The sequence below is a fragment of the Pseudomonas sp. LBUM1674 genome, from assembly GCF_059695635.1.
Map to the genome: position 1 here is coordinate 1,714,840 of NZ_CP166779.1, position 26,370 is coordinate 1,741,209.

Below are 26,370 nucleotides of genomic sequence, written 5' to 3' on the forward strand. Positions count from 1 at the left end.
TCTTTGGTCTTTCGCCCGCTCACACTGCGGGCTTTTTTTATTCTTCGCACACCGTCGAGCGATATTTTTCAATTGACGTCTTCTGGTGTCTTGCGAGTGAACCCGCAAGACACCAGAAGTCGTAAGTCAGCGCTCTCTGATAATAAAGACCGAAGGTGAGCCCTCGGGAGGGATTTGCACGCCCCCTGACAACCACGTCACTGCGTTGTGGTCATTGGCAGCGCGCAATTGTTGAACGGCGACGTCGCCAATCTGAGTACCCAGGTCGGGATGGGTTAATTCAGAGCCAGGTGTCTTATGGAGTGTTATGGTATTACCCGTAATCACACTCAGTTCGAGGAAGTAAACCCTGTTGTGGTTTGGACGTCTGAATACCAACTTTGGGGATAGCTGGGGTTTGGTTTCCAGGGGGAAGATCTGAAAGCCATTTTTCCGGAGCACGTAGCCGAGCAGATATCTGAGTTGAAAATCTGTTCCGCTCTCTCGGTAGAAGTCCCATTGTTGCTGGAAACCGCGAGGATCAAAGTCCAGGCGTCGCAACGATTCGTCGGCAGTCTGAGCCAGCAAGGGAATGAACTGTGGATCTCTACGTGTAGCGACAGGCAACAAATCCAGCGGGTTTTCGTATCCGGTTGTTGGTCCCGTAGGCTGTTTCCAGTAGCGAAGGGTTTCTGTCGTGGTTAATAACGTTGCATGATCAAGTACGGCTGAGTGGGCGGAGCCTTCAAATAGGCTTCGGGCAACTGCCCGGGATGTGATGGTCGTGAAGTCCGGGAATGAATCTGCTACAGACTGAGTGATCGTTTTTTCAAAGAGGCGAGTGCCGCCTTGCACAACCCACTGCCCTTCGTTATTCAAGACCGCCGATACCGGCTGCTTCGAAGGTGTCCCATTCAGCATTTGCTCGAAGACGTCAAAGCGCAACGGCGAGAGCTCAGGAGGCTGCAAGTAGGCTGAGTTATCGATTCTTTGTCCCTTAGGGGCAATTCGATAATGAAGGCTCCCTATCCGCACGGATTCGACAGCAGCGGGTTGTGTTATTTCTCCCCAGGATGCCCATAGGTAAGGATTGTAACTTGGCTTGCTGGACGAAGACACAGCGGGCGTATGTTCGGCAGCGGCGCTCTCTGCTGCGCGATCATCATGGTCTTCAATGCGAGGACGTTTACTGGGACCGGGGCCAGGATCTTCAGCCGAGGATGAACGGTGAGAAATGTCCCTTTGTTCCTGGGTTAGCGCATTCGGTGCTTTTCTTTTCCAGAATGATGTTGCTTCGATTCTTTCAACTACCGGACCAGACGGCATCCTCTCCTGGGGAGTGGTCGCCTGATAGTTGCCATCCGCGTTCTTGTCGACTTGAACCGTGCCTTCCTCGATCAGATCGACATAACTTCTTGAATTATACCAGCGTATGCCTTGATCATTTGGCGTTGGTAACTTCTTCACAGCAGCAGGGTTGATGAGGGTGACAGACGCAGTGGCTCCTGTAATGAAGGAGGGCGAACCTGCGGCTGGCGCAGCTGGCCAAGGTTCTACAAATCGCCACTGCGGTTTACCTTCGATTTTTTTAAGGAGTGGGCCTGGATAGTCCGGCGCAAAGGGGAAATGCACCTGGTAATCTCCATCTGCATTGAGTTCCACCCGGCCGATACCTGCTTTTTCAACGTCGGCATACAACGTTCGCTCATTGCTCATGAAGAGCCCCGTATCGTTGATCTTCTTCAACTGATCAACCTGATCCCGGGGCCACGAAGCCAGGTTCGAAGCACGGACAGTGGAATTGCGAAAGGGTATGTCGCTGACGATCACATCCTGTTGATGAGGGATGTTAGTTGGCGGCGTATTTGAGGTATGAGATCCCGGAGTTGGCGCACCATCAGGCAGATGCATGCCCGGAGGCACGGAATGCTCGCCCCTGACCCTGCTTTCCTCTGGCAAGGTTCTGGGCGTTGTCGACGATGTATCGGATGGATGAGTATTCGAAATTTTCTTCGGTGGTTTCGCCATGATTTTAATTCCAATAAATAATCAGATGAATCTGACTCAGGAAGTGCACCTGAAAAATTATAAAAAACGTAATGTGATGAAATCAGACGCGTGAAAAATACAGGGCGTCGAACTTCTACAGCATTCAGTTTCTGTCAGTCTGATTCTCGAGGTGCACTACATATTTATCGGGTGGTCAGTATTTGCTACAAGATACGTCTCCAGTGTTGGACGTTGCGGCAAGTTACAATTACACGCTCACAGCCACGTCGGCCGCGTCAGTGATTGCTTATTAACGAGGCAACTCCGGCACCGCCGAACAACCCCGCACTAACGCGGTTAAACCAGCTCTGCCCCTTGCCACTACGCAAATACCGCGCCGTACCATGCGCACCCAGCCCGTAAGCCAACTTGCACAGCAGGTCCAGCACGGTCCACGTCGCAATCATCACCAACAACTGGGGCAGGAAGGGGTGTTCGGCGCTCAAAAATTGCGGCAGGAAAGCGGCGAAGAACAGAATGTCTTTCGGATTGCTGGCGCCCAATACAAAGGCGCGTCCGAACAGTGCGCGAAAGCGCGGCACTGGTGCAGCCTGGGGCACTTCAGCGCCCACCGAGGGCAGGCGCGATTGCTTCCAGCTCTGCCAGGCGAGGTAGAACAGGTACAGCGCGCCGACGATCTTCAGGGCGCTGAACAGCTGTTCGGATGCGAGCAACAACGCGCCCAGACCCAGCGCCGAAGCACTGAGCAAGCAGATCGAAGCAAACACGCCCCCCAAAAACGCCGGGTACGAACGGCGCAAACCGTAATTCAGACTGTTGCTGATCATCAGCAAAGACAGCGGTCCCGGGATCAGGATCACCACCAGCGCAGCGCCGCTGAACAGCAGCCAGGTTTCCAGACTCATCACTTTCCTCCATTTGCACAAAAGCCTCACCCGACGGGGTGAGGCTGAATTGATGCGTTTACGGCTTACAAGAAAACGAACTTGGCGATGAAGATCGCGCAGAGCACCCACAAACTGACGGAAATTTCCTTGTGCTTGCCGGTACAGGCTTTCAGCACCACATACGTGATAAAGCCCAGCGCGATGCCGTCGGCGACCGAAAAGGTCAACGGCATCATGATCGCGGTAACGATCGCCGGAATGCTGTCGGTCGCCTCGTCCCATTCGATGTGCGCCATGCCGCCCATCATCAGCATCGCCACATAGATCAGCGCACCGGCGGTGGCATACGCGGGGATCATGCCAGCCAACGGGGCGAAAAACATGGCTGCAATAAATAACACACCTACGGTCACAGCGGTAAGACCAGTCCGACCACCTGCGGCGACCCCGGCGGCACTTTCCACGTAACTTGTGACGGGAGGGACACCCACCACAGCGCCGAATACGCTGGAAGCACTGTCGGCTTTCAGGGCGCGGGAGAGGTTTTCGATCTTGCCGTCGGCGTTCACCAGGCCGGCGCGCTGGGCCACGCCCATCAAGGTGCCGGCGGTATCGAACATGTGCACGAAGAGGAACGCCAGCACCACGCTGATCATGCTGATGTTGAACACGCCGGCGACATCCATGGCCATCCAGGTCGGTGCCAGGCTCGGCGGGGCCGACATGATGCCCTCGTAGTGCACCAGCCCCAGCCCCCAACCGGCCAGGGTCACGGTGATGATGCTGATGAGGATTGCGCCGAACACTTTGTGGTAGCTGAGTACGGCAATCATCAGGAAGCAGATGGCAGCCAGCAATGGACCGGGTTCGCGCAGGGAGCCGAGCTTGATCAGGGTGGCCGGGCTATCGACGACGATCCCCGCGGTTTTCAGACCGATCAGCCCCAGGAACAGACCGACACCGGCGCCCATGGCAAAGCGCAAGCTCACCGGGATGCTGTTGAGCAGCCATTCGCGAATCCGGGAAAAGGTCAGGAACATGAACAACACGCCGGAAACGAATACTGCGCCCAGGGCCGTTTCCCAGTTGTAGCCCATGGTGCCGACCACGGTGTAGGTGAAGAAGGCGTTCAGACCCATGCCCGGCGCCAGGCCGACCGGCCAGTTGGCGTACAGGCCCATCAGCAGGCAGCCCAGCGCGGCGGCGATGCAGGTGGCGACGAACGCAGCCCCGTGATCGATCCCGGCGTCGGCCATGATGTTGGGGTTGACGAAGATGATGTAGGCCATGGTGATGAAGGTCGTCACACCGGCAATCAGCTCGGTCTTCACCGTGGTGCCATGCAAGCTGAGTTTGAAGATGCGCTCCAGCCAGCCATTGCGGATCGGCGGCGAGAGTTCCAGGGTCGGGGCTTCGGATTTGCGGCTTTCCACAGCGAGTACTCCTCAAGAGTTTTATTGTTATTTCCAGGGCAGGACCCATGAGGGTGGCAGCGGCCCTTTGAGGTGCTTGCAAAATTGTTGACCGCCTGGTCAAGAACTCGCACGAAGTGGATTATGCTTTTGTATACAAATAATGCAAATAATGTTTTTGATTTTGTAGACGAAAAGTTTGGCAATCGGGATATATGGCCGCTCGGCAGCATTCGCGAGCAGAGGTGGGATCGTTCCACGCTCTGCGTGGGGATGCCTCAACGGACGCTCTGCGTCCGCTTTGGGACGCGGAGCGTCCCGGGCTGCGTTCCCACGCGGAGCGTGGGGACGATCAGTCTGCAAGGGCCTGGTTTTTCCTGGCGGCCGGGCTTGAGGGGAGGCAGAAACAAAAAAACCGGCTTGAGGGCCGGTTTATTTTTGTCTGAAGGTTTGCGGTGTTTTTGCCGGCCTCTTCGCGAGCAAGCTCGCTCCCACATTGGATCTGTTTTAACTACAAATCCCATTCCCACCACAAATCCCCTGTAGGAGCCGGCTTGCTGGCGAAGGCGTCCTTAAGGACACCTCCAAACCATCAGGCCGCCGCAAACCGCTTATCCAGATAATCAATAATCACCTTGGACTCATACATCCAGGTGGTCTGCCCATTTTCTTCAATGCGCAGGCACGGCACCTTGATCTTGCCGCCTTGCTCCAGCAGCGTCCGGCGATCCTGTTCATTGTTCTTTGCGTCGCGCAACGCCACCGGCACATTCAGGCGGCGCAGGGTGCGGCGGGTTTTCACGCAGAACGGGCAGGCATGGAACTGATACAGGGTCAGGCCCTTGGCTGCCGTGTTGACCTGAGCCTGAACCTCGGCCGGGCGTTGCTTTTTACCTGGGCGAGTAATGAAGTCGATGAAGATGATCAGTTGGCCAAGGCCGACACGAAGCGCTTTTACGAACACGGTGAAAGCCTCACGGTACGAATGAAGAAAGGCGCGCAGCTTACCTGATTTTTTGCAGACGAAAAAAAACCGACGATGAACGCCGGTTTTCTTCGTGCAGCAGGTTACTTGATCAGGCTGAGAAACTCGCTGCGGGTGGCCGCATTTTCGCGAAACTCACCGAGCATCACCGAAGTGATCATCGTCGAATTCTGTTTTTCCACACCGCGCATCATCATGCACATGTGCTTGGCCTCGATCACCACGGCAACGCCGATGGCGCCGGTGACTTCCTGGACCGCATCGGCGATCTGGCGGCTGAGGTTTTCCTGGATCTGCAGGCGGCGGGCGTACATATCGACGATCCGCGCAACTTTCGACAGCCCCAGCACCTTGCCGTTCGGGATGTAGGCGACATGGGCCTTGCCGATGAACGGCAGCAGGTGGTGTTCGCACAACGAGTAGAGCTCGATGTCCTTGACCAGCACCATTTCGCTGTTGTCGGAGCTGAACAAGGCACCGTTGGTGACCTCTTCCAGTGTCTGTTCATAACCGCGGCAGAGGTACTGCATGGCTTTGGCGGCACGCTTTGGCGTGTCGAGCAGGCCCTCGCGGGACACGTCCTCGCCCAATTGGCCGAGAATCGCGGTGTAATTCTGTTCCAGGGACATGAAACTACCTGTGGGATTTTTACGCAAAGGCCAAGGGTACGGTGGCGGACACGGCGCTGCAAGCACGAAGCGACAGCCTCACTCGTCGCGACCTTCCATCATGGTCCGTTTGAGCATCACATAAACCGCTCCGGCACCGCCGTGTCTAGGCTGGCACGAAGTGAAGCCGAGTACCTGGGAATGCTGGCGCAGCCAGGTGTTGACGTGGCTTTTGATCATCGGGCGCTTGCCGTCCAGGCGCACGGCCTTGCCGTGGGTGACGCGCACGCAGCGGATTTCGAATTTGGTCGCTTCGGCCAGGAACGCCCAGAGGGTCTCCCGGGCCTTTTCGACATTCATGCCGTGCAGGTCGAGGCTGCCTTCGAACGGAATCTGGCCGATCTTGAGCTTGCGCATCTGGCTTTCCTGCACCCCGTCGCGCGCCCACATCAGCTCGTCTTCCGGGCCGACGTCGATGACGAACTGATCGGACAGCCCGTCGACGGTGGTGGCATCGGTGCGCACGGTGGCGGCCTGGCGCAGCTTGGCGATCTGCGCGCGGTCAGCTTTGGGTTTGCCGGTTTCGGCGCGATCGTGCTTGATCGGCTTGACGCCTTGGATCACGCTTTTGAACAGGGAAAAATCGTCGTCTTGCATGTCAGCCTCCGCGAAGGGCGGCCAGTTTACCCAACTCGGACGAACGGGGCGCGACAAAACCCCTTCGGGTTCGACTCAGTCGTGTTTTTTCATCAGGTGCGGAGAAATGTTCAGCTCCCGCGACTGACGCGCACGGCGACGGCAGCGGCGCCATAGCCACACGCCGAGGTACAGCACGAACAGGCCGACCGCCAGAATGATTGCCGAGCCCAGCGGGCTGGCATTCAACTCGCCGAGTGCCGGTGGGCGGCCCAGCAGGCTGGCCGCACCGGCCATCGCCAACAGCACGCCACAGGTCGCCAGCAAGGCAGCAAAGGCTGCGCCGAAGCGAAAACGCCAGTTGCTCTGGCCTTTGGACCGCAAGCGGCGAGCGTCAAATCCATCGGATAACTTCATTCCGACCTTCCTCAATGGGTATCGGCCCTTCGACCGGGAGTTGACCGGGATGTTCCTGAGGCTAAGACAATTACAGCACACCAGAGGCATTTGCGGATGAGCGGCGGTATGCACCGCTCATCGAGCGTCGATCAAATCAGCTCGCGGGTCACGGCGAGGGTGGCGAAGTTGTCCGCCATGATCGCCATTTCGGTCTGCTGCACGTGCTCGGCACTCAGGATTCCACCTTTGTACGGCAGGTCGCGAGTGGCACAGGCATCTTCTACCAGGGTGCAACGAAAGCCCAGGTTCTTGGCGGCGCGCACGGTGGTGCTGACGCTGGAATGGCTCATGAAACCGCAGACGATCAAATCCAGCGAACCGAGATTCTGCAGGCGTTCCAGCAGTTGGGTACCGTGAAACGCACTCGGCAGCAGCTTGCCGACGATGGTTTCGTCGTTCTGCGGTTCAAGCCCCGGAATGAATTCACCGCGCGCACCTTGTGGATCGAACAGCCCACCGACGGTGCCAAGGTGGTGCACATGCACGATCGGCCGGCCGGCTGCGCGGGCAGCGGCCACCAGTTGCTTGATGTTCGCGACGGCAGCATCCATGCCGCTCAGGGCCAGCGGACCACTGAGGTATTCTTTCTGGGCATCGATGATGACAAGGGTCGCATTACTCAGATTGGCTGCTGCGTAACCGCGGCCGCTGAGTTGAAACATCGTTTTTGGAACGGACATTCTGGGGCTCCTTCGGGTGGGGCTTTTGCGACATTGTCCTCTGGCTGAGCGCTTCTGTGAATCGCTACTATCACAGGCACCGTCGTTGCTGGCTCGCAGCCTTGTCAAGATGTCTGTTTTGTTCAAGAGCCAAGCTAAAAAAGAGAATAGTCCTACAACTGGTCAGGTGCTTTTCCTGCGTCGTCGTGGCGCGATTTGGCTGATAGAATCGCCAGTCGTTTTTTCTGGAGTCTGCCGCCGTGATCACTTCCCGCCTTCGTACCCTGCGCGACCATATCCGTTGGGCCGTCAGTCGCTTCCATGGGGAGGATCTGTTTTTTGGCCATGGGACCGACAACGCCTGGGACGAAGCCCGGCAACTGGTGTTGGGTGCCTTGCACTTGCCATGGGAAATGGCCGACAGCTACCTGGACTGCAATCTGGAAGACGATGAACTGGTCAAGGTGCAGCGCTTGCTCAAACGCCGCATCGAAGAACGCATCCCGACCGCGTACCTGCTGGGTGAAGCCTGGTTCTGCGGCCTGTCGTTCATCGTCGACGAGCGTGTGCTGATCCCGCGCTCGCCGATTGGCGAGCTGATCGAAAAACGCTTCGAACCCTGGCTGGGCACCGAGCCTGCGCGGATCCTCGACCTGTGCACCGGTTCCGGCTGCATCGGTATTGCCTGCGCCGACGAGTTCCGGAACGCCGAAGTGGTGTTGGCCGATCTGTCGTTCGAAGCCCTGGAAGTGGCCAACCAGAACATCGAGCGCCACGGTGTCGACGAACGGGTGTACACGGTGCAGGGCGATGGTTTCGATGGTTTGCCGGGTCAGCGGTTCGACCTGATCGTGTCGAACCCGCCGTATGTCGATGCCGAAGACTTCGCCGACATGCCGGACGAATACCAGCACGAGCCGGAGCTGGGGCTGGCCTGTGGTGACGATGGCTTGAACCTGGTACGGCGCATGCTCGCCGAAGCGGCGGATCACCTGACCGAGAAGGGGTTGCTGATGGTCGAAGTGGGCAACAGCCAGGTTCACGTCGAGTCGCTGTACCCGGAAGTCGACTTCGCCTGGCTCGAATTCGAGCGCGGCGGGCATGGGGTGTTCATGTTGACGGCGGAGCAGTGCCGGGATCATCAGGCACTGTTCGCTTCCCGCGTTTAACCGTCAAAAGCATCGCGAGCAAGCTCGCTCCCACAGGTTTCGTGTGTGCCATATCATTTGGACACGATACACATCCTGTGGGAGCGAGCTTGCTCGCGATGGCCGCACCTCGGTCTACAACCTTCACCGGTGCATGGCAATCCAGATCAACAACCCCGCCTGAAACACCGCAAACGCCACCAGACAAGTAATGGTAAACCGCAGCCCCGCATCTTCGCGTTTGTACTGGCTGACTTGTTCCTCGTGTTGCTTGAGCTTCACTTCCTGCTGGGCCAGGTGCTGCTCGGCGTGCTGCAGCATCTGCGCCGCCTCGAGAATCTCCACCCCCTGCAGCTTCTCGGCGTTCCAGTCACCCAGCAGATCGCCGACCCGCACCTCTTTGACGCGGCCCTTCAAATGCTGGGCGTCGGCGTAGACCACATCAAAACCCTGCATACGCAGAAAATGATCGCGGCGCGAACGAGTGTCTTCATTCAACGCATCCTTGTTGTTCAGGTCGGTGCCGTCGACGGTGTAGCCAGGCCATCGCTGCTTCGCCCAGCTAATGCCTTGAGCCGCCATGAAGCGGCCGAGCCCGCGGTTCATCGGCTCGATCTGCAAGCCACTGTCCGGGCTGAAATGCACACGTTGGGTGCGGTGATCGATCCACACGTCCAGATGATTCTGTTCCTTGCGCACGCGCTGGCCGGGCAGGGCGATGCGCATGCGCATCAGGCTGTGTTCCTTGCCGAAGCGATGCGCATAACCGAGTTCGACAAAGCGCAGCGGGCGGGCGCCGGTCGTGCGGTCGGTTTGCAGCGGCGCCAGGCGGAGCAGCCTGTGATGCTCGACGTCGACGTCCGTCCACGGCAGCTCGACCACGGGCGCAGCCTCTGTTTCAGCGGTGGTGTCGGGTGAAGCCGGGGTATCAGTCATAACGGCGAGATCCTGTCCAAGCCCTGCTTGTCGCCAGCGATAGCGTTGGCGACAAAGGCTTATCGGCCGTATTGGTCAAAACTGGAGGGCAGGCTGCGCCTAAGGGGTGCGAAGTCCGTCAACAAATCCGATGATTCGCGCGCCCAGTTCAGCCGCCAGCGGCAATTGCGGATCCTTATAGGACGCCAATTGCCGTTTCACATCGTTGGGCACGATGCGCATCACGTGGTTCATGCCTTCGATCAGTGCCAGTTCGGCGTCCGGCTTGGCGGCCTTGAGCAGCCGGGCATCATTGACCCCGACCTGGATATCGTTGCTGCCCTGGATGATCAGCGCCGGCATCTTCAATTGGCCAAAGGCTGCCGCCGGGTCCTGGCGGAACAGCGAAATCAGGTACGGCTGCACGCTCGGGCGGAAAATCACCTGCAAAGCTGGCGGCACGTTGTCGTCGGTGCGGCCGGCCTTGAGGCTGTCGAGCAGTTCGTTGCTGCGCAGCATCAGGGGGGGCGGCAAGCGATTGCTCAGTTGCTGGCGCAACACCTGGTCGACCGGTCGGGCGCTGCCGGACATGGAAATCACCGCGGCGGCGTCGAGGCTCGGCGCCGCGAGGCTGGCGATCAAGGCGCCCTCGCTATGGCCGAGCAGGATCAGTTGGCCAAAGCGCGGATCGGTTTTCAGCTGCCGGCCCCAGGCCTCGGCGTCGGCCACATAGGCTTCCACCGACAGGTTACGTTCGTCCGGGGTCGCCGCGAGGCTCGCCGCCACGCCGCGCTTGTCGTAACGCACGCTGGCGATGTTGTGTTTGGCCAGGACCCAGGCCAGACGCTTCAGGCTGTCATTGCGTCCGCCGTCGGGGTTGTTGCCATCGCGATCCGTAGGACCGGAGCCGGAAATGATCAGCACGACCGGCACGGGTTGCTCGGATTTTGGCAGCAGCAACGAGCCGAAAAGCTCGCCGGTGCCGGTATTCAGACTGATGGGCCGTTGCAGGACAGTGGCCTGCACAAAGCCGGTAAACAGGGTAAGGCTCAAGGCTAGAACTCGCAGCATCATCACGCCATCATGAACAAGGTGCCGGTTGGACTCGCGGGCACCCATAAGGTTCGAGGATGAACTAGTTGGGTAGCCTGCGTATACTGGCGCGCATTACGTATTCAGGTTCGATTTCACGGAGCGTCCCGCATGTCCGGCAATACCTACGGCAAGCTGTTCACTGTCACCACCGCTGGCGAAAGCCATGGTCCGGCGTTGGTCGCCATTGTCGACGGCTGCCCGCCGGGTCTGGAGATCTCCCTCGACGATTTGCAGCGCGACCTCGATCGCCGCAAACCCGGCACCAGCCGCCACACCACCCAGCGCCAGGAAGCCGACGAAGTCGAGATCCTTTCCGGCGTGTTCGAAGGTCGCACCACCGGTTGCGCCATTGGCCTGTTGATCCGCAATACCGACCAGAAGTCCAAGGACTACTCGGCGATCAAGGACCTGTTCCGCCCGGCCCATGCCGACTATACCTATCACCACAAATACGGTGAGCGCGATTACCGCGGCGGCGGTCGCAGCTCGGCGCGGGAAACCGCGATGCGCGTGGCGGCCGGCGCTATCGCCAAGAAATACCTGGCCACCCAAGGCATCGTCATTCGCGGCTACATGAGCCAGCTGGGCCCGATCGAGATCCCGTTCAAGACCTGGGACTCGGTGGAACAGAACGCCTTCTTCAGCCCCGACCCGGACAAGGTGCCGGAGCTGGAAGCCTACATGGACCAGTTGCGCCGCGACCAGGATTCGGTTGGCGCGAAGATTACCGTCGTCGCCGAGGGCGTGATGCCAGGGCTGGGCGAGCCGATCTTCGACCGTCTCGATGCCGAACTGGCCCATGCGCTGATGAGCATCAACGCGGTCAAGGGTGTGGAAATCGGCGCCGGTTTCGCCAGCGTCGCCCAGCGCGGCACCGAACACCGTGATGAAATGACCCCGCAAGGTTTCCTCAGCAACAATGCCGGCGGCATTCTCGGCGGCATTTCGTCGGGTCAGCCGATCGTCGCGCACCTGGCGCTGAAGCCGACCTCGAGCATCACCACGCCGGGTCGTTCCATCGACATCCACGGCAACCCGGTGGAGGTCGTCACCAAGGGCCGTCACGACCCCTGTGTCGGCATCCGCGCCACGCCGATTGCCGAAGCGATGATGGCCATCGTGCTGATGGATCACCTGCTGCGTCACCGCGGGCAGAACGCCAATGTACGGGTGAGCACTCCGGTGCTGGGTCAGCTTTAATGCCTGGCCTCACCGCCGCTGCGGTTTGACCACTGTGGCGGCGCTCCCGTACTGGCGGCTCTCCAGTTTTTATCTGTTCTATTTCGCCTTGCTCGGTTCGACGGCGCCGTTTCTGGCGCTGTACTTCGATCACCTGGGCTTTTCCAGCGCACGCATCGGCGAGCTGGTGGCGATCCCGATGTTGATGCGCTGCGTGGCACCGAACATCTGGGGCTGGCTCGGTGACTACACCGGCCAGCGCCTGGCCATCGTGCGCTTCGGCGCGGTCTGCACCTTGCTGACGTTCTCGTTGATTTTCGTCAGCAAGACCTACGCCTGGCTGGCGATGGTCATGGCCTTGCACGCCTTCTTCTGGCACGCCGTGCTGCCGCAGTTCGAAGTCATCACCCTGGCACATTTGAAGGGGCAGACGTCCCGCTACAGCCAGATCCGGTTGTGGGGTTCCATCGGCTTCATCATCACCGTCGTCGCGCTGGGCCGGCTGTTCGAATGGCTCAGCCTCGACATCTATCCGGTGGCGCTGGTGTTGATCCTGGCCGGGATCGTGGTCAGCAGCCTGTGGGTGCCGAACGCACAACCGCTGCAGGGGGAGCGACTGGCGGGGGACGGTTTTCTCAAGCAATTGCGCAGCCCCGGGGTGTTGGCGTTTTACGCCTGCGTGGCACTGATGCAACTGAGCCACGGTCCGTATTACACCTTTCTGACCTTGCACCTTGAGCGACTCGGCTACAGCCGGGGCTTGATCGGCATGCTCTGGGCGGTTGGTGTGGTCGCAGAGGTCCTGATGTTCCTGGCCATGAGCAAGATCCTCGCGCGTTTCTCCGTGCGTCGAGTGCTGCTGGCGAGTTTTCTGCTGGCGGCGCTGCGCTGGTTGTTGCTCGGTTCGTTCGCCGAGTATCTGTGGGTATTGCTGTTCGCCCAGGTCCTGCACGCGGCCACCTTCGGCAGCTTTCATGCGGCGGCCATCCAGTTCGTGCAACGCAGTTTCGGCGCACGCCAGCAAGGGCAAGGCCAGGCGCTGTACGCGGCACTGGCCGGCACCGGCGGCGCACTGGGTGCGTTGTACGCAGGCTATAGCTGGAACGCCCTCGGGGCCACATTGACCTTTAGTATTGCCAGTCTCGCCGCGTTCGCGGCGGCCGTTATGATTGCGACATGTATGCAAGAGGACCGGCCATGAGCCTGTCCTGTGAACAATCGAGGAAGTAACCATGAGCAGCCTGTCCGTTTACCCTGTCAGCAGTCCGGAACTGCCGAACAAGGTGCTGACCCACTTCGACGATATCGCTTCGACCCTGGCCGAGCAGGGGGTGCGCTTTGACCGCTGGCAAGCCGCGACGAAGCTCCAGCCCGGCGCCAGCGAGGAAGAAATCATCGGCGCGTACCAGGCGCCGATCGACGAGCTGATGACCGAACAGGGGTATATCAGCGTTGATGTGGTCAGCCTGAGCAGCGATCACCCGCAAGCAGCCGAGCTGCGCGCCGAACGCCTCGAGGAACACCGCTGCGATGAAGATGTAGTGCGATTTTTCGTTGCAGGCCGTGGCTTGTTCAACCTGCACATCGGCGATTACGTCTACGCGGTGTTTTGCGAGAAGAACGACCTGATCTCAATCCCGGCCGGTACTCCCCATTGGTTCGATATGGGTGAGCATCCGCATTTCGTCGCGATCCGGCTGTTCAATCATCCGGAGGGCGGGGTGGCCAACTTCACTGGCGAGGACATTGCCAGTCGCTTTGCGCTGCTTGAGGATTGAGGTCGGATCAAGGTGATCTCTCGCCGGCAGCGACCCTGCCAGACGACCTGTTCTCTGATCCGTAAGCAATTCAAACTGTGGGAGCGAGCCTGCTCGCGAAGAGGGCGTGTCAGTCGACATCAATGCCGGATGTGAGTCCGCCTTCGCGAGCAGGCTCGCTCCCACATTGATTCTTTGCCGGTCACAGGATTTGTGTACGCCCCAGCTCCTACGAGAAACAACACAGGCCGTGAAGCGAAAGCTTTCACGGCCTGTGTGTTTGCAGCATTACAACGGTTTACGCCGAATGATAAGTCGGCAGGGCAAATCGTTGCTGGCTTTGCAGCATGGAGATCTGCGGCAGTTCGCTGGCCTGTTCGGCAAGATCACGGCGGATTGCGCTGATCACCCAAGACAGCTGATCGCCAGCATGCAATTGCTGGTAGGAAATCGAGCGTTTGAACACTTTACCTTCGGTGCTGCGCAGGGTCAGCAGGATGCCACCGTCAGGACGTGGCTGGGTGGTCACTTCGAAGTTGGAGAACAGCGACGAAAATTTTTCTTGGATCAGGTTCATGTCTATCAGCTCCGTTAGCTCTTGAATGGCAAGCATGCAGAGGTAGTTGCAGTGATTGTGCCAGCACCTTAATTTTTAAAAACACTTTAAAATCAATAACTTATATTTGTCGTGATTTTGTGGTTTCGTGCAATCTGCATGAATGACCATCGTGCATCCTGCATTTTGCGTGGTTGTGCGCGATTCGACTGAACCATTTGCACGGCGGGTGCTCCCGATTTCCGTTGCGGCTGCCGCGGATACAAAACATTTCAAAAACCGCGTGTACAGCCCAGGAAGCGCTGACGTATTTTCGGCCTCATTCAACCGCCACCCGACAATAAAAAGATCGACCGGGAGCCTCCATGAGCATGCCGCACGACACGATTACCTGGGGCATGATGCTCCGCAAGCTGCCTTCCATTGCCAAAGCCATCCCCCGAGTGGTGAAAGGCATGAAAGCGGCCAACGTCAAGGACCCGACCCAACCCTGTGGCCTGGGCTGGAGCTTCGAGCAGGCGACCTTGCGCAATCCCGATGGCCCGGCATTGCTACAGGGCGAGGTGGCGCTGACTTATGCACAGGTCAACCAATGGGCGAATCGCATTGCCCATCACCTGATTGCCCAAGGCATCCGCAAGGGCGATGTAGTGGCGGTGTTCATCGAGAACCGCCCGGAACTGTTGGTGACGATTCTGGCGGTGGCCAAGGTCGGCGCGATCAGCGCCTTGCTCAATACGTCGCAAACCCGCGACACCCTGGCCCACAGCCTGAACCTGGTGGCGCCGGCGGCAATCATTGTCGGCGAGGAGCTGGTCCCGGCGTTTTCGGCGGTGCGCGAACGGGTGTCGATCACGCCTGCGCGCACCTGGTTTGTCGCCGATCAAGGCACCTATACCCATCCGGGCATTGCCCCCGACGGCTTCATCAACCTGATGGCGACCAGCGTCGACGCTTGCAGTGACAACCCGGTCAGCAGCCAGCAGGTTTTTTTCGACGACCCTTGTTTCTACATCTACACCTCAGGCACCACCGGGTTGCCCAAGGCCGGGGTGTTCAAGCACGGCCGCTGGATGCGCAGTTCCGCCAGCTTCGGGATGATCGCGCTGGCTATGCGCCCCGAGGATGTCGTCTATTGCACCTTGCCGCTCTATCACGCCACCGGGCTGTGCGTGTGCTGGGGTTCGGCGATCAGTGGCGCCTCGGGTTTTGCCATCCGCCGCAAGTTCAGCGCCAGCCAGTTCTGGAACGATGTGCGAAAGTACCGCGCGACCACCCTCGGCTACGTCGGTGAGCTGTGCCGTTATCTGGTGGATCAACCGCCCGCTGCCGACGACAACCAGCACAGGGTGACGAAGATGATCGGCAATGGCCTGCGCCCCGGCGCGTGGCGCGAATTCAAGACGCGATTCGGTGTAAAGCATATTTGCGAGCTGTACGCCGCCAGTGACGGCAACATCGGCTTCACCAACGTTCTGAATTTCGACAACACCGTGGGGTTTTCCCTGATGTCATGGGAACTGGCGGCGTACGACCACGACAGCGGCTTGCCGACTCGGGACGCCAAAGGCTTCATGCGCAAGGTGGCCAAAGGCGAGCAGGGCTTGTTGCTGGCGAAGATCGACGACAAGGCGCCGCTGGATGGCTACACCGATCCGCAAAAGACTGCGAAGGTCGTGCTCCACGATGTATTCGCCAAAGGCGACCGTTACTTCAACACCGGCGACCTGATGCGCAACATCGGTTTCGGCCACGCGCAGTTCGTCGATCGTCTGGGTGACACCTATCGCTGGAAGGGCGAAAACGTCTCGACCACCGAGGTCGAGAACATCCTCCTGCAGCACCCGAACATTTGCGAAGCCGTGGCCTATGGCGTGGAAATCCGCAACACCAACGGCCGCGCCGGGATGGCCGCGATCACGCCCGCCGAATCCCTGGCGACCCTGGATTTCAGCGAGCTGCTGGCCTTCGCCCGGGAGCAGATGCCGGCCTATGCCGTGCCTTTGTTCCTGCGGGTAAAAGTGAAAATGGAGACCACCGGGACCTTCAAATACCAGAAGACCCGGCTCAAGGATGAAGCGTTCGACCCCGGTAGAACCGGTGATGATCCGATTTACGCCTGGCTGCCCGGGACCGGGACTTACGTGCAGGTTACTGAGCAGTTGCTGACGGACATTCATGGCGGCAAGTACCGTTATTGAATGTGGCTATTGTTGAATGTGGCTATTGTTGAATGTGGCTATGACCGTCCATGAGAAAAAACAAGTGACAGCTTCGGGGCTCATCGGGAAACTGTCGGCTTTGCGAATAACCGAAAGTGGAGCCCCCGATGTCAGACCAAAGCCGCCAGATGACCCCCGAAGAAGCCGCTGAATTTGCCGAACAGGTATTCAACAAGGCGCGCGAGGGCGATGCGGCCATGATGGCTGCGCTGCTGACCAAGGGCCTGCCGCCGAACCTGCGCAACCACAAGGGCGATACCTTGTTGATGCTGGCCGCTTACCACGGCCATGTGGAGACGGTAAAAGTCCTGCTCGAGCACAAGGCCGACCCGGAAATCCGCAACGACAACGGCCAGAGCCCGATTGCCGGCGCGGCCTTCAAGGGTGACCTGGCGGTGGTCAAGGCGTTGGTCGAAGGCGGTGCGCAGGTTGAAGGTTCGTCCTTCGACGGCCGTACGGCGCTGATGATGGCGGCGATGTTCAATCGCGTCGAAATCGTCGACTACCTGATCGGCAAGGGTGCCGATCCGAAGGCCCGGGATGCCAATGGCATCACCGCGCTGGATGCGGCCAAGACGATGGGTGCGGTGGACACCACGGCGCAGCTTGAGAAATTGCTCGGCTGACCGGCAAATCCTCAGGCAGGCTGAAAACCTGTGGCGAGCGAGCTCCTGTGGCGAGCGAGCTTGCTCGCGCTGGGCTGCGTAGCGGCCCCAAAAATCTGACAACAACACAGATTTTTGTGAGTGCTACGCACTCAAGCGGGAGCAAGCTCCCTCGCCACAAGTGTCATAAATTTCAGGTTTTCAATACACCCACACCTCAACCCGCCGATTCTTGATCCGCCCCTCGTCCGCGCTATTGGCCGCCACCGGCATCTCTGCGCCAAAGCCGCGAACCTCGCGCAACACCACACCGCTTTTCACCAGCTCCCGGCGCACTGCCATGGCGCGCAGTTTCGACAGCAGATCGGCCCGCGCCGAATCACGCTTGGCATCGCCAAATCCCACCAGCGTCACCTGCCGACGGCTCTTGTCGTGCTGCTTGATGTAGTCGAGCACCCTTGAGAGGTCCTGCCGGGCCTTGTTGTCCAGGGTCGCACTGCCTTCTTCGAACCGGAAGTTGACCGACAGCCGCTGGGCATGGCGGCTGAGCGCCTGATAGCCTTCGGGCATCAGCGCATTCGGCGTGACGGCCATGGCCTGGACGGTCTGGGCGATAAAGCCATTGGCCGCGACGATGGCCTGACCCTGGCTGCTTTGGGCGAATGCCACCAAGGCGTTGGCCCAGGGATTATTCCCGGTGGGCGGCAGGTAAAAGAACAGTCGACGGGACAATGGATAGTCTTCCGTGGCGATCAGGCTGTCGAGCGGCAGCATGGCCTGGGATTGGCCGTCGGCAATGGCCACGGCTTTGGCCTGGCGTACGTAGGGCAGACCGATGAAGCCGATGCCTTGCGGATCCAGGCTCACCGCGTCGGACAACTGCTCACTGGATTCGAAACGTTTCGCGCTGCCGCTCAGCATTTTCCCCCGTCCCGCGAGAACCAGTTCCTTGAACGTGTCATAAGTGCCCGAATGGTCATCCCGCGCATAAAGATGAATCGGCCCACCGCGACCGCCGAGTGCTTCCCAGGTACTTGCCTCGCCGCTGAAAATCCGCGCCAGTTGTTCGGTGTCGAGTTGATTCAACGGGTTTTGCGGATGAAGGATGATCGCCAGGCCATCGATGGCGATCACCTGCTCGGCGTCAGGTTGTTTCAGATCGCCCAGTGATTGCAGGGTTGCCCGTTCGCTGTCCTTGATCGGGCGCGAGGACGCGGCGAGATCGGCGGTGGCGTTTTCCAGGGCAGTGAAGCCGGTGCTGGAGCCGTGAGCCGCAATGCCCACCACCACCCGGCGCCCTTGAACGGTTTCGCCAACCACTCGCAGTTCGTTGGCGGTGTCCAGGGCTTCGCGGTGAACCTTGTACAACCCTTGCTCGCGCATCAAGCCTTCGACCAGTGCCGGGCCCAGTGCGGCGCCGATCGTATTGGACCCCTGGATGCGCAGCACCGGACCCTGTTCGGGGGTCGGCAGATCACCGGCCGAAGCCGTCAGCGGCAGGCTCGCGCAGAGCACCCACAGGAACAACACGCGCAGCGTCATGCCGGCACCTTACAAGATAAGGAAAGTGCCGGGAGAATAAGACAGTAAGGTGTCCGAAAGATGACAGATCAATAGCTCGTCTAACGCGTAGAATTGCGCTCTGGAGCAAATCTGAGGTTGCAGTGGTGGATTTACAGCGGGGCTTCGTCTTGACCCGGCATTGGCGCGACACACCGGCCGGCACGGAAGTCGAATTCTGGTTGGCGACCGATACCGGTCCCCAGCGAATCCGCCTGCCTTGGCAACCCTCGGTGGCGTTCATCCCGGCGGCCCAGCGCGAGCAGGCCGAGGCGCTGTTGCGCGGCGAAAAAAACGTCGAACTGCGACCGCTCGCCTTGCTGGATTTCGAGCATCGTCCGGTGCTCGGTCTGTATTGCCGGCAGCACGGGCAGCTGATGCGCCTGGAAACCGCGCTGCGCAAGGCCGGCGTCGATATGTTCGAAGCCGACGTGCGCCCGCCCGAGCGCTACATGATGGAGCGGTTCATCACGGCGCCGGTGGTCTTTGGCGGCACGCCCGGTGCCGAGGGCCTGCTGCTGGACGCGCAGATGAAACCCGACCCGGACTATCGACCCACGCTCAGGCTGGTGTCCCTGGACATCGAAACCACCGCCCGGGGCGAGTTGTATTCCATCGCCCTGGAAGGCTGCGGCGAGCGTCAGGTCTATATGTTGGGTCCGCCCAACGGCGACGACCGCGCGGTGGATTTCCAGCTCGAATACTGCGACTCGCGAACCCTGCTGCTGAAAAAACTCAATGAATGGTTCGCCCGCCATGATCCCGACGCGATCATCGGCTGGAACGTCGTGCAGTTCGACCTGCGCGTGCTGCACGAGCACGCCAGGAGCCTGGCGGTGCCGCTGAAACTGGGGCGCGGCGGCGAGGAAATGCAATGGCGCGAACACGGCAGCCGCAACCATTACTTCGCCTCGGCCGCCGGGCGATTGATCATCGATGGCATCGAATCCCTGCGCTCGGCAACCTGGAACTTCCCCTCGTTCAGCCTGGAAAACGTCGCGCAAACCCTGCTTGGCGAGGGCAAGGCGATCAGCACGCCGTATCAGCGCATGGACGAAATCAACCGCATGTTCGCCGAGGACAAACCGGCCCTGGCCAGGTACAACCTCAAGGACTGCGAACTGGTGACGCGCATCTTCGCCAAGACCGAACTGCTGACCTTCCTCCTGGAACGGGCCAGCGTCACCGGTTTGCCGGCGGACCGCAGCGGTGGTTCGGTGGCGGCCTTCACCCACCTGTACATGCCGCTGATGCACCGCCAGGGGTTCGTCGCGCCCAATCTCGGCAGCAAGCCCGCGCAAGCCAGCCCCGGCGGATTCGTCATGGACTCGCAACCGGGGCTGTATGAATCGGTGTTGGTGCTGGACTACAAAAGCCTCTATCCGTCGATCATCCGCACCTTTCTCATCGACCCGGTGGGCCTGATCGAGGGCCTCAAGCATCCCGCTGACAGCGAGTCGGTGCCAGGTTTTCGCGGTGCACGTTTTTCCAGAACCCGGCACTGCCTGCCAGCGATCGTCGCCCGCGTCGCCGAAGGCCGGGAAACCGCCAAGCGCGAACACAACGCGCCGCTGTCCCAGGCCTTGAAGATCATCATGAACGCCTTTTACGGCGTGCTCGGTTCCAGTGGTTGCCGCTTCTTCGATACGCGCCTCGCATCGTCCATCACCCTGCGCGGCCACGAAATCATGCTGCGTACCCGCCAGTTGATCGAAGCCCAGGGCCACACGGTGATCTACGGCGACACCGACTCGACCTTCGTCTGGCTGCGCCGCGCCCACGGTCAGCAGGAAGCGGCGCAGATCGGCCGCGCCCTGGTGGACCACGTCAACCAGTGGTGGCGCGAACATGTGCGGCAGGAATACGGGCTGGAAAGTGCCCTGGAGTTGCAGTTCGAAACCCACTACAAACGCTTCCTGATGCCGACCATCCGCGGCGCCGAGGAGGGCAGCAAGAAGCGCTATGCCGGGCTGGTGACCCGCGCCGACGGCACCGATGAAATGGTCTACAAAGGCCTGGAAACCGTGCGCACCGACTGGTCGCCGCTGGCCCGGCAGTTCCAGCAGGAACTGTACCTGCGCATCTTCAATCGCCAGCCTTACCGGGATTACGTGCGCGACTACGTGCGCAAGACCCTGGCCGGTGAGTTCGATGACCGGCTGATCTATCGCAAGCGCCTGCGCCGCACCCTCGACGACTATCAACGCAACGTGCCGCCCCATGTCCGCGCGGCGCGTATCGCCGACGACTACAACGACCGTCAGGGCCGGCCGCGGCAGTACCAGAACGGGGGCTGGATCAGCTACGTGATCAGCGTCGCCGGGCCCGAACCGCTGGAGATCCGTAGCGCACCCATCGATTACGACCACTATGTCACCCGGCAATTGCAACCGGTGGCGGATGCGATCCTGCCCTTCGTCGACGACGACTTCTCAACCCTGATCGGTGGGCAATTAGGCCTGTTTTGAGTCCAGCAGCGTCAACGTCCACTCGTCAGGAATGCCGTGGAAATACCGATCCAGTGCCCGGCTGAAGAGGTTGTCTTCGGTATCGATCTGGGCAAACAGTGTCATCGAGGAGTGAAACTTGAGGTCGTCGGGATGGCCGAAAATCGCGGCAATCGGGCGCTGCTCGATGTCCAGGACCAATTGCGTGCAGGTACGCAGGCGCGTGCTCAATACGGGGTGTTGGAGATAGGCCTGCGCTTCCGCTGCGGATCGAATCGCGAATTGACGGGACATCTCACTGTCGCCAAGTCCGGTGAATTGCGGAAAGATGAACCACATCCAGTGGCTGCGCTTGCGGCCATCACTGAGCTCATCCTGAACCCGTTCGAACACCGGGTTTTGTGCCTGAATGAAGCGTTGCAGGTTGAACCTGTCGAGTGGATCGGTGCTTCTCATGCGCAAGCCCTCTGACAAAACCGCGATGGCTCAGACCATGGCCAACCGTTGCTTTCGTTGCGGCGCGTGAAACGCATGGTCCAGCGCCTCCAGATCCCCGGCTTCAAGCTGCAATTGCGCGGCTCGCGCATTCAATTGCACATGTTCAGGTCTGACCGCCTTGGGGATGGCGATCACGTCGTCCTGACGAAGAATCCATGCCAGTGCGATTTGGGCCGGCGTCGCGTCGTGATGGGCGGCAACCCGCCTGAGCGCCGGGTGGTTCAGCAGCTGCCCACCCTGGCCGATCGGACAGTAGGCCATGACCGGCAGGCGATGCTGCTGGCACCAGGGCAACAGGTCAAATTCTATGCCGCGTTCTTCCAGATTGTAGAGTACCTGGTTAGTGGCGCAGGCCGGCGCGGCCAGCTCGTGCAAATCATCCAGGTCGCAATTGGACACGCCCCAACGACCGATCTTGCCTGCTTCGCGCAGGCGTTCGAAGGCTTCGACGGTTTCCTCCAGGGGATACTGGCCGCGCCAGTGCAGCAGGTACAAGTCAATGTAGTCGGTATCCAGCCGTTGCAGGCTGCGCTCGCACGCCAGGGGGATGCCGTTGCGGCTGGCGTTGTGCGGGTACACCTTGCTGACCAGAAACACCTTGTCTCGCCTACCTGCGATGGCTTCACCGACCACCTGCTCGGCGCCACCTTCGCCGTACATTTCAGCGGTGTCGATCAGGGTCATGCCCAACTCGATGCCCAGGCGCAACGCCGCGACTTCCTGGCTGTTCCGCGAAGGATCCTCACCCATGCGCCAGGTGCCCTGGCCGATGACCGGTACGTTGACGCCTGCCAGTTCGAGGGTGCGCATGCACATCTCCTTTTTCGCTCGAAGGGTACTCTTCGGTTGGCACCAGAATAACCCGGTGGTTCCGTCGGAAGATCAAAAGATCGCAGCCTGCGGCAGCTCCTACATCGATCGCGTCCATCCGCGATATACCGGATGGACGCTGCCCCCTGTAGGAGCAAGCTTGCTCCGGGCGGCGTTCCGACGATGCACGTGAACGATAACGCACGCTGCCAGAAAACACGCGCACCCCTGTAGGAGCTGCCGCAGGCTGCGATCTTTTGATCTTATGCACCACCCCCCACACTTACGGACCGCCGGCACTGCACTTTTCCGTAATTCCCGGCTCTATCCATGGCCAGCCTGCGGCGATCCCCACCGCAAGCCCATGTCCAAGTTCAAACACCCATGGTTCGAGTGTTATCCCTCATCACAATGCAAATCCGCCGTATCAGCCTGCTGCTGGCCTGTCTGTCGACGCTCTGCCTCACCGGATGCAGCCAGCAACAGGGCGGCGACATCATCGACCAGTTCCGCGAAGGCAAACCCCAGGAATTTCTCCAGACCAGCGTCGACCGCATGGCAACCCTGGCGATGCGCGACAACCTCGACAGCCTCTACTTGCTCATGAGCAAGCTCTACCTGCGCAATCCCGAAGAGTTGAAGAAGTCCGGCTTCCTCGACGCCCGCACCGCTGGGCAGCAAGTGCGCATGGCCATCGAAATGCAACAGCCGCTGCCGACCCTGGGGGGTAAAAAAGACCTGGCGGCACTGAGCTTCGCCATGAGCCCGGAATTCCTCGGCGACCGGGTCGGTGCCTTCATCTATGCCATCGGCAGCATGCTGGTCACCGCCCACGGCAATCGTCTCGAGTTCTACATGACCGATGCGATCAACCCGACCTTCGTCAACAACGCCGCGCGCAACATCGAGAAAGCCACCTGGATCCTCAGCCAGCGGCAGAACAAGCAGGGCGAGCCCTTGCTGTTTTCCAACGAGATTTCGGAGGAGGGCAGCAACCTGAGTTTTGCCGTGGAATTCGGCAAGATCGTCGCGCGTCTGGACCTGCTGACCCAGATGCTCGACGAGCGCTACCGGCGGATCGGGCTGAATTACGCCCAGAGCCTGCTATTCCTCAATTTCCTGCCCGTGCAATAACTTTGGCGGCCTGCCCCTGATCCATCAAACGCCCGCACCCCCCTGTAGGAGCTGGCTTGCCAGCGAAGGGGCCGTCACATTCAACATCATTGTTACCTGTCACACCGCCTTCGCTGGCAAGCCAGCTCCTACAAGGGTCCGGTATGTCCACAGCATCAGGTCGGCTGACACACCGCGTTCGCAGGCAAGCCAGTTTCAGGAGGGATATCAGAGGTCATATAGGTATAACGATAGACCGCATCGATATAAGTGGTTATAAGAAAAATCGCTATGCTGCGGGCCAGTTTTTTCATGCGATTTTTGTGGGCGTGTTAATGGAATTCGTTAACTTCGGGTTGGTGGTCGCAGGTTTAATTGTGGGTTTCATCGTCGGCATGACCGGCGTCGGCGGCGGTTCATTGATGACGCCGATCCTGCTGTGGTTCGGCGTCAATCCGGCGACGGCGGTGGGCACGGATCTTCTGTACGCCGCCATCACCAAATCCAGCGGCGTTCTGGTTCATAAAAAGAACAACAACATCGATTGGTCAATCACCGGCTGGCTGACCCTCGGCAGTGTGCCGGCGGTGCTGATGACGCTGTGGTTCCTGAGCACCCTGCAGACATCCCCCGATGCCATGAACGCCGTGATCAAACAGGCCTTGGGCTTTGTCCTGTTTGCCACCGCGATGGCGATTTTCTTCAAGAAACGCTTGCTCGATTTCGCTCACAAACGCGCGGGCGGCAACTACAACCCCAGCGGCTCGCGCCTGAATGGGCTGACCGTGATCACCGGTCTGGTGCTCGGCACCATGGTCGCCCTGACCTCTATCGGTGCGGGTGCCCTGGGGACCGTGGCGCTGTTCATTCTTTATCCACTGCTGCCAACCCGCCGGCTGGTGGGCACGGAAATCGCCCACGCCGTACCGCTGACCCTGGTCGCAGGCCTCGGTCATGCGAGCATGGGCAACATGGATTGGCAGGTGCTGGGCTATTTGCTGGTCGGTTCGCTGCCAGGCATTTACCTGGGCAGTCATCTGACCGGCCGCATCTCCGACGAAGTGTTGCGTCCTTGCCTGGCCACGATGCTGGTGCTGATCGGCTACAAACTGGCGTTCTGATGTTCGCCGCAGGCCTCAGTCACTCACGGGTGAAAATTTCCAGCAGATGCCCATCCGGGTCATCGAAGTAAACCCGCCGGCCACCGCCGTAGTCATTGATTTCGTTCGGCCGCTGCTTGCCGGGATCGGCCCACCAGGGTTGCTTTCGCGCTTGCAGACGGGCGAAGGCCGCATCGAAATCGTCGTCACCGATCAGAAATGCATAGTGCTGGGAGGCGATCGGTGGGTCGTTGTTGTAGAAATCCAGCGACACGCCGTTGTCGAGTTTAACGATCAACATCGGCCCGAAGGGTTCGGGGGCGGGCAGGCCGAGGATGTCGGCCAGATAGTTGGCCGATGCCTGCTTGTCGCGGCACCAGACGATGGTGTGGTTCAGCTGAGCGCTCATGGGAGGAGACTCCTTGATCTCACCCATGAGTTAAGCACTGTTGCTTTAAACCTTCGACGTATCGCGTGCCATCACGGTGATCTCGAGCCCGTCGTCGTCCAGTTGCTCCACGATCTCCCAGCCCAGTCTGGCGTAAAGCGACTGGGCCGAGTCGGTGTATAGAAAGAGCCTGGGGATTGCGAGTGCCGCCGCCTCCTCGACGATACGCGACACCAGCCCGGAGGCGATGCCCCGACCACGATGCTCGGCCTTGACGTAAACACCTGCCAGCCAGGGAGTCAATTCGGGCCGTGATGCCAGATCGCTCTCAATCAACAGGGCTCCGCCGAGCAGTTGCGTACCATCGAGTGCTACCACCACGGTGGGCACGGCACCTTTGCCGCATGCAGCGCGCATACGTTCGGTTCTTGCCTGGAGGGTGTCGCCGGGTCTGAATTGACCCCATTCCTTGAAATTCAGCTCGGCCAATTCCGGGATCAGGGCGGGGTGGTTGCAGAGGTAATCGATTTCCATGTTGAATTGAAGCTCCTTTGCCGGCAGACGATTCAGTCGTCGCAATGGTGAACCACAATAAAGCGCTCGGAACAGCTGATCAAATCCACGTTCGATCCTCAATGATCTGTTGCGCAATGACTGCCCTGACCTAAGCTAGGGTCAGGGCGAAACATAATTGCGAAGCGTCCCCGGAACGAACGCCGCGATGCGCAATCATTAGAGCGTGGATATCAAAAGGAGATGCGCATGCTCATCAGGTCATTGACCCTGGCTACCCTGCTGGCTTTCGCCGGTCCCTTGTTCGCCGCCGATGGCGACTCACCGCTGGACATGGACAAGGGCAGGGCCCGGCCGTTGATCGTCATCGCTCCGAGTACGGTCGATCCCACGTGGGTCAGCTTGAAAAAGGCACTGGATGAGCCGGCCAACCGCAAGGGCTTCGACGATCGCAACATGATCCTGTACACCGTGCTCAATCTGATGGGCCAGCGCGAGGGCAAAGACCTGGGGCCACAAGACACGGCGGCATTGATCCGTTCGCTCAAGTTGGGGGCCGGCGCGAAGACCAAGGTGATTCTGGTCGGCAAGGACGGCGAAAAGAAACTGGAACAGTCGGATGCGGTCGACCTGCAGGCGATCTTCAAGACCATCGACGAATTGCCGGCGACAGAGAAAGAAGCCACGGTGCCGACGCCACCGCCGGTGACCGAAGCCGCCCCGGCCAAGGGCGCCAAGGGCACAAAACCGGCCAAACCGACCAAACCCGCCAAGCCGCCTGAAATGCCGGACGATTGAATCCGCGCAGAACCTTCATGGCAAATGAATT

General features: G+C 59.8%; 26 protein-coding genes. 10 read left to right on the forward strand and 16 right to left on the reverse strand.

Going from position 1 to position 26,370, the window contains the following annotated elements; all coding sequences use genetic code 11:
- Positions 1-126: 126 nt before the first annotated feature.
- The 8 genes from ACA067_RS08015 to ACA067_RS08050 form a co-directional block, all read right to left on the reverse strand.
- Positions 127-2,007 carry a hypothetical protein gene (locus ACA067_RS08015; RefSeq protein WP_497461295.1) on the reverse strand — a complete coding sequence of 627 codons (1,881 nt, stop codon included), beginning with the start codon at positions 2,005-2,007 and terminating at the stop codon, positions 127-129.
- 257 nt (positions 2,008-2,264) lie between these two features.
- Positions 2,265-2,894 carry a LysE family translocator gene (locus ACA067_RS08020; protein WP_497461296.1) on the reverse strand — a complete coding sequence of 210 codons (630 nt, stop codon included), beginning with the start codon at positions 2,892-2,894 and terminating at the stop codon, positions 2,265-2,267.
- A gap of 65 nt (positions 2,895-2,959) precedes the next feature.
- Positions 2,960-4,309, reverse strand: coding sequence for an NCS2 family permease (locus tag ACA067_RS08025; RefSeq protein WP_497461297.1), 1,350 nt, complete (start codon positions 4,307-4,309; stop codon positions 2,960-2,962).
- Between the two features lie 571 nt (positions 4,310-4,880).
- Complete coding sequence (locus tag ACA067_RS08030; protein WP_497461298.1) at positions 4,881-5,252, reverse strand: glutathione S-transferase N-terminal domain-containing protein; 372 nt, start codon at positions 5,250-5,252, stop codon at positions 4,881-4,883.
- A 104-nt stretch (positions 5,253-5,356) separates the two neighbouring features.
- A complete protein-coding gene (folE, locus tag ACA067_RS08035; protein WP_497461299.1) occupies positions 5,357-5,902 on the reverse strand; it encodes a GTP cyclohydrolase I FolE in 546 nt (181 codons plus the stop codon).
- Positions 5,903-5,980: 78 nt separating this feature from the next.
- Positions 5,981-6,538: a Smr/MutS family protein gene (locus ACA067_RS08040; RefSeq protein WP_497461300.1), complete on the reverse strand. Its 558-nt coding sequence runs from the start codon at positions 6,536-6,538 to the stop codon at positions 5,981-5,983.
- A 75-nt stretch (positions 6,539-6,613) separates the two neighbouring features.
- The gene (locus tag ACA067_RS08045) at positions 6,614-6,934 is read right to left on the reverse strand and encodes a hypothetical protein (protein ID WP_497461301.1); all 321 of its coding nucleotides are present in this window, start codon (positions 6,932-6,934) and stop codon (positions 6,614-6,616) included.
- Positions 6,935-7,065: 131 nt separating this feature from the next.
- Positions 7,066-7,656: a cysteine hydrolase family protein gene (locus tag ACA067_RS08050; protein ID WP_497461302.1), complete on the reverse strand. Its 591-nt coding sequence runs from the start codon at positions 7,654-7,656 to the stop codon at positions 7,066-7,068.
- A gap of 239 nt (positions 7,657-7,895) precedes the next feature.
- Here ACA067_RS08050 and prmB point away from each other — a divergent pair, with 239 nt between their 5' ends.
- Positions 7,896-8,804: a 50S ribosomal protein L3 N(5)-glutamine methyltransferase gene (gene prmB, locus ACA067_RS08055; protein ID WP_497461303.1), complete on the forward strand. Its 909-nt coding sequence runs from the start codon at positions 7,896-7,898 to the stop codon at positions 8,802-8,804.
- 123 nt (positions 8,805-8,927) lie between these two features.
- Here prmB and ACA067_RS08060 read toward each other — a convergent pair whose 3' ends face one another.
- Positions 8,928-9,719 (reverse strand): hypothetical protein, encoded by a 792-nt coding sequence (locus ACA067_RS08060; RefSeq protein WP_497461304.1) that lies wholly within the window; start codon positions 9,717-9,719, stop codon positions 8,928-8,930.
- Positions 9,720-9,818: 99 nt separating this feature from the next.
- The gene (locus ACA067_RS08065; protein WP_497461305.1) at positions 9,819-10,817 is read right to left on the reverse strand and encodes an alpha/beta hydrolase; all 999 of its coding nucleotides are present in this window, start codon (positions 10,815-10,817) and stop codon (positions 9,819-9,821) included.
- A gap of 84 nt (positions 10,818-10,901) precedes the next feature.
- Here ACA067_RS08065 and aroC point away from each other — a divergent pair, with 84 nt between their 5' ends.
- From aroC to ACA067_RS08080, 3 genes are read left to right on the forward strand one after another with little or no spacing between them, the layout of a single operon-like run.
- Positions 10,902-11,993 (forward strand): chorismate synthase, encoded by a 1,092-nt coding sequence (gene aroC, locus ACA067_RS08070; protein ID WP_150765827.1) that lies wholly within the window; start codon positions 10,902-10,904, stop codon positions 11,991-11,993.
- A 34-nt stretch (positions 11,994-12,027) separates the two neighbouring features.
- On the forward strand, positions 12,028-13,173 hold the full coding sequence (locus ACA067_RS08075; RefSeq protein ID WP_150800277.1) for an MFS transporter: 1,146 nt from the start codon (positions 12,028-12,030) through the stop codon (positions 13,171-13,173).
- Positions 13,174-13,204: 31 nt separating this feature from the next.
- A complete protein-coding gene (locus ACA067_RS08080) occupies positions 13,205-13,750 on the forward strand; it encodes a 1,2-dihydroxy-3-keto-5-methylthiopentene dioxygenase (RefSeq protein WP_497461306.1) in 546 nt (181 codons plus the stop codon).
- Between the two features lie 277 nt (positions 13,751-14,027).
- On the opposite strand, the gene ACA067_RS08085 is transcribed toward ACA067_RS08080, so the two are convergent.
- A complete protein-coding gene (locus ACA067_RS08085; RefSeq protein WP_017339634.1) occupies positions 14,028-14,306 on the reverse strand; it encodes a DUF3509 domain-containing protein in 279 nt (92 codons plus the stop codon).
- Positions 14,307-14,650: 344 nt separating this feature from the next.
- On the opposite strand from ACA067_RS08085, the gene ACA067_RS08090 reads away from it, so the two are divergent.
- Together ACA067_RS08090 and ACA067_RS08095 are read left to right on the forward strand one after the other, a co-directional pair.
- Positions 14,651-16,486: a long-chain-acyl-CoA synthetase gene (locus tag ACA067_RS08090; RefSeq protein ID WP_497461307.1), complete on the forward strand. Its 1,836-nt coding sequence runs from the start codon at positions 14,651-14,653 to the stop codon at positions 16,484-16,486.
- A gap of 128 nt (positions 16,487-16,614) precedes the next feature.
- A complete protein-coding gene (locus ACA067_RS08095; protein ID WP_497461308.1) occupies positions 16,615-17,133 on the forward strand; it encodes an ankyrin repeat domain-containing protein in 519 nt (172 codons plus the stop codon).
- Between the two features lie 180 nt (positions 17,134-17,313).
- Here ACA067_RS08095 and ACA067_RS08100 read toward each other — a convergent pair whose 3' ends face one another.
- Complete coding sequence (locus ACA067_RS08100; RefSeq protein WP_497461309.1) at positions 17,314-18,654, reverse strand: substrate-binding domain-containing protein; 1,341 nt, start codon at positions 18,652-18,654, stop codon at positions 17,314-17,316.
- 125 nt (positions 18,655-18,779) lie between these two features.
- Here ACA067_RS08100 and ACA067_RS08105 point away from each other — a divergent pair, with 125 nt between their 5' ends.
- The gene (locus tag ACA067_RS08105; RefSeq protein WP_497461310.1) at positions 18,780-21,140 is read left to right on the forward strand and encodes a DNA polymerase II; all 2,361 of its coding nucleotides are present in this window, start codon (positions 18,780-18,782) and stop codon (positions 21,138-21,140) included.
- Here the strand turns inward: ACA067_RS08105 and ACA067_RS08110 are convergent.
- Together ACA067_RS08110 and ACA067_RS08115 are read right to left on the reverse strand one after the other, a co-directional pair.
- Positions 21,126-21,575 carry a DUF1810 domain-containing protein gene (locus ACA067_RS08110; RefSeq protein ID WP_497461311.1) on the reverse strand — a complete coding sequence of 150 codons (450 nt, stop codon included), beginning with the start codon at positions 21,573-21,575 and terminating at the stop codon, positions 21,126-21,128. The genes ACA067_RS08105 and ACA067_RS08110 overlap by 15 nt on opposite strands.
- A gap of 30 nt (positions 21,576-21,605) precedes the next feature.
- Positions 21,606-22,427: an aldo/keto reductase gene (locus ACA067_RS08115; RefSeq protein ID WP_497461312.1), complete on the reverse strand. Its 822-nt coding sequence runs from the start codon at positions 22,425-22,427 to the stop codon at positions 21,606-21,608.
- Positions 22,428-22,811: 384 nt separating this feature from the next.
- On the opposite strand from ACA067_RS08115, the gene ACA067_RS08120 reads away from it, so the two are divergent.
- Entirely contained in the window at positions 22,812-23,561 is a 750-nt protein-coding gene (locus tag ACA067_RS08120) for a hypothetical protein (RefSeq protein WP_497461313.1), read from the forward strand.
- 314 nt (positions 23,562-23,875) lie between these two features.
- Complete coding sequence (locus ACA067_RS08125) at positions 23,876-24,661, forward strand: sulfite exporter TauE/SafE family protein (RefSeq protein WP_497461314.1); 786 nt, start codon at positions 23,876-23,878, stop codon at positions 24,659-24,661.
- A 19-nt stretch (positions 24,662-24,680) separates the two neighbouring features.
- Here ACA067_RS08125 and ACA067_RS08130 read toward each other — a convergent pair whose 3' ends face one another.
- Complete coding sequence (locus tag ACA067_RS08130; RefSeq protein ID WP_497461315.1) at positions 24,681-25,049, reverse strand: VOC family protein; 369 nt, start codon at positions 25,047-25,049, stop codon at positions 24,681-24,683.
- A gap of 45 nt (positions 25,050-25,094) precedes the next feature.
- The gene (locus ACA067_RS08135) at positions 25,095-25,562 is read right to left on the reverse strand and encodes a GNAT family N-acetyltransferase (RefSeq protein WP_497461316.1); all 468 of its coding nucleotides are present in this window, start codon (positions 25,560-25,562) and stop codon (positions 25,095-25,097) included.
- 228 nt (positions 25,563-25,790) lie between these two features.
- Between ACA067_RS08135 and ACA067_RS08140 the strand changes: the two genes are divergently transcribed.
- Positions 25,791-26,339, forward strand: a complete 549-nt coding sequence (locus tag ACA067_RS08140; protein ID WP_497461317.1) for a DUF4174 domain-containing protein — start codon at positions 25,791-25,793, stop codon at positions 26,337-26,339.
- Positions 26,340-26,370 lie beyond the last annotated feature (31 nt).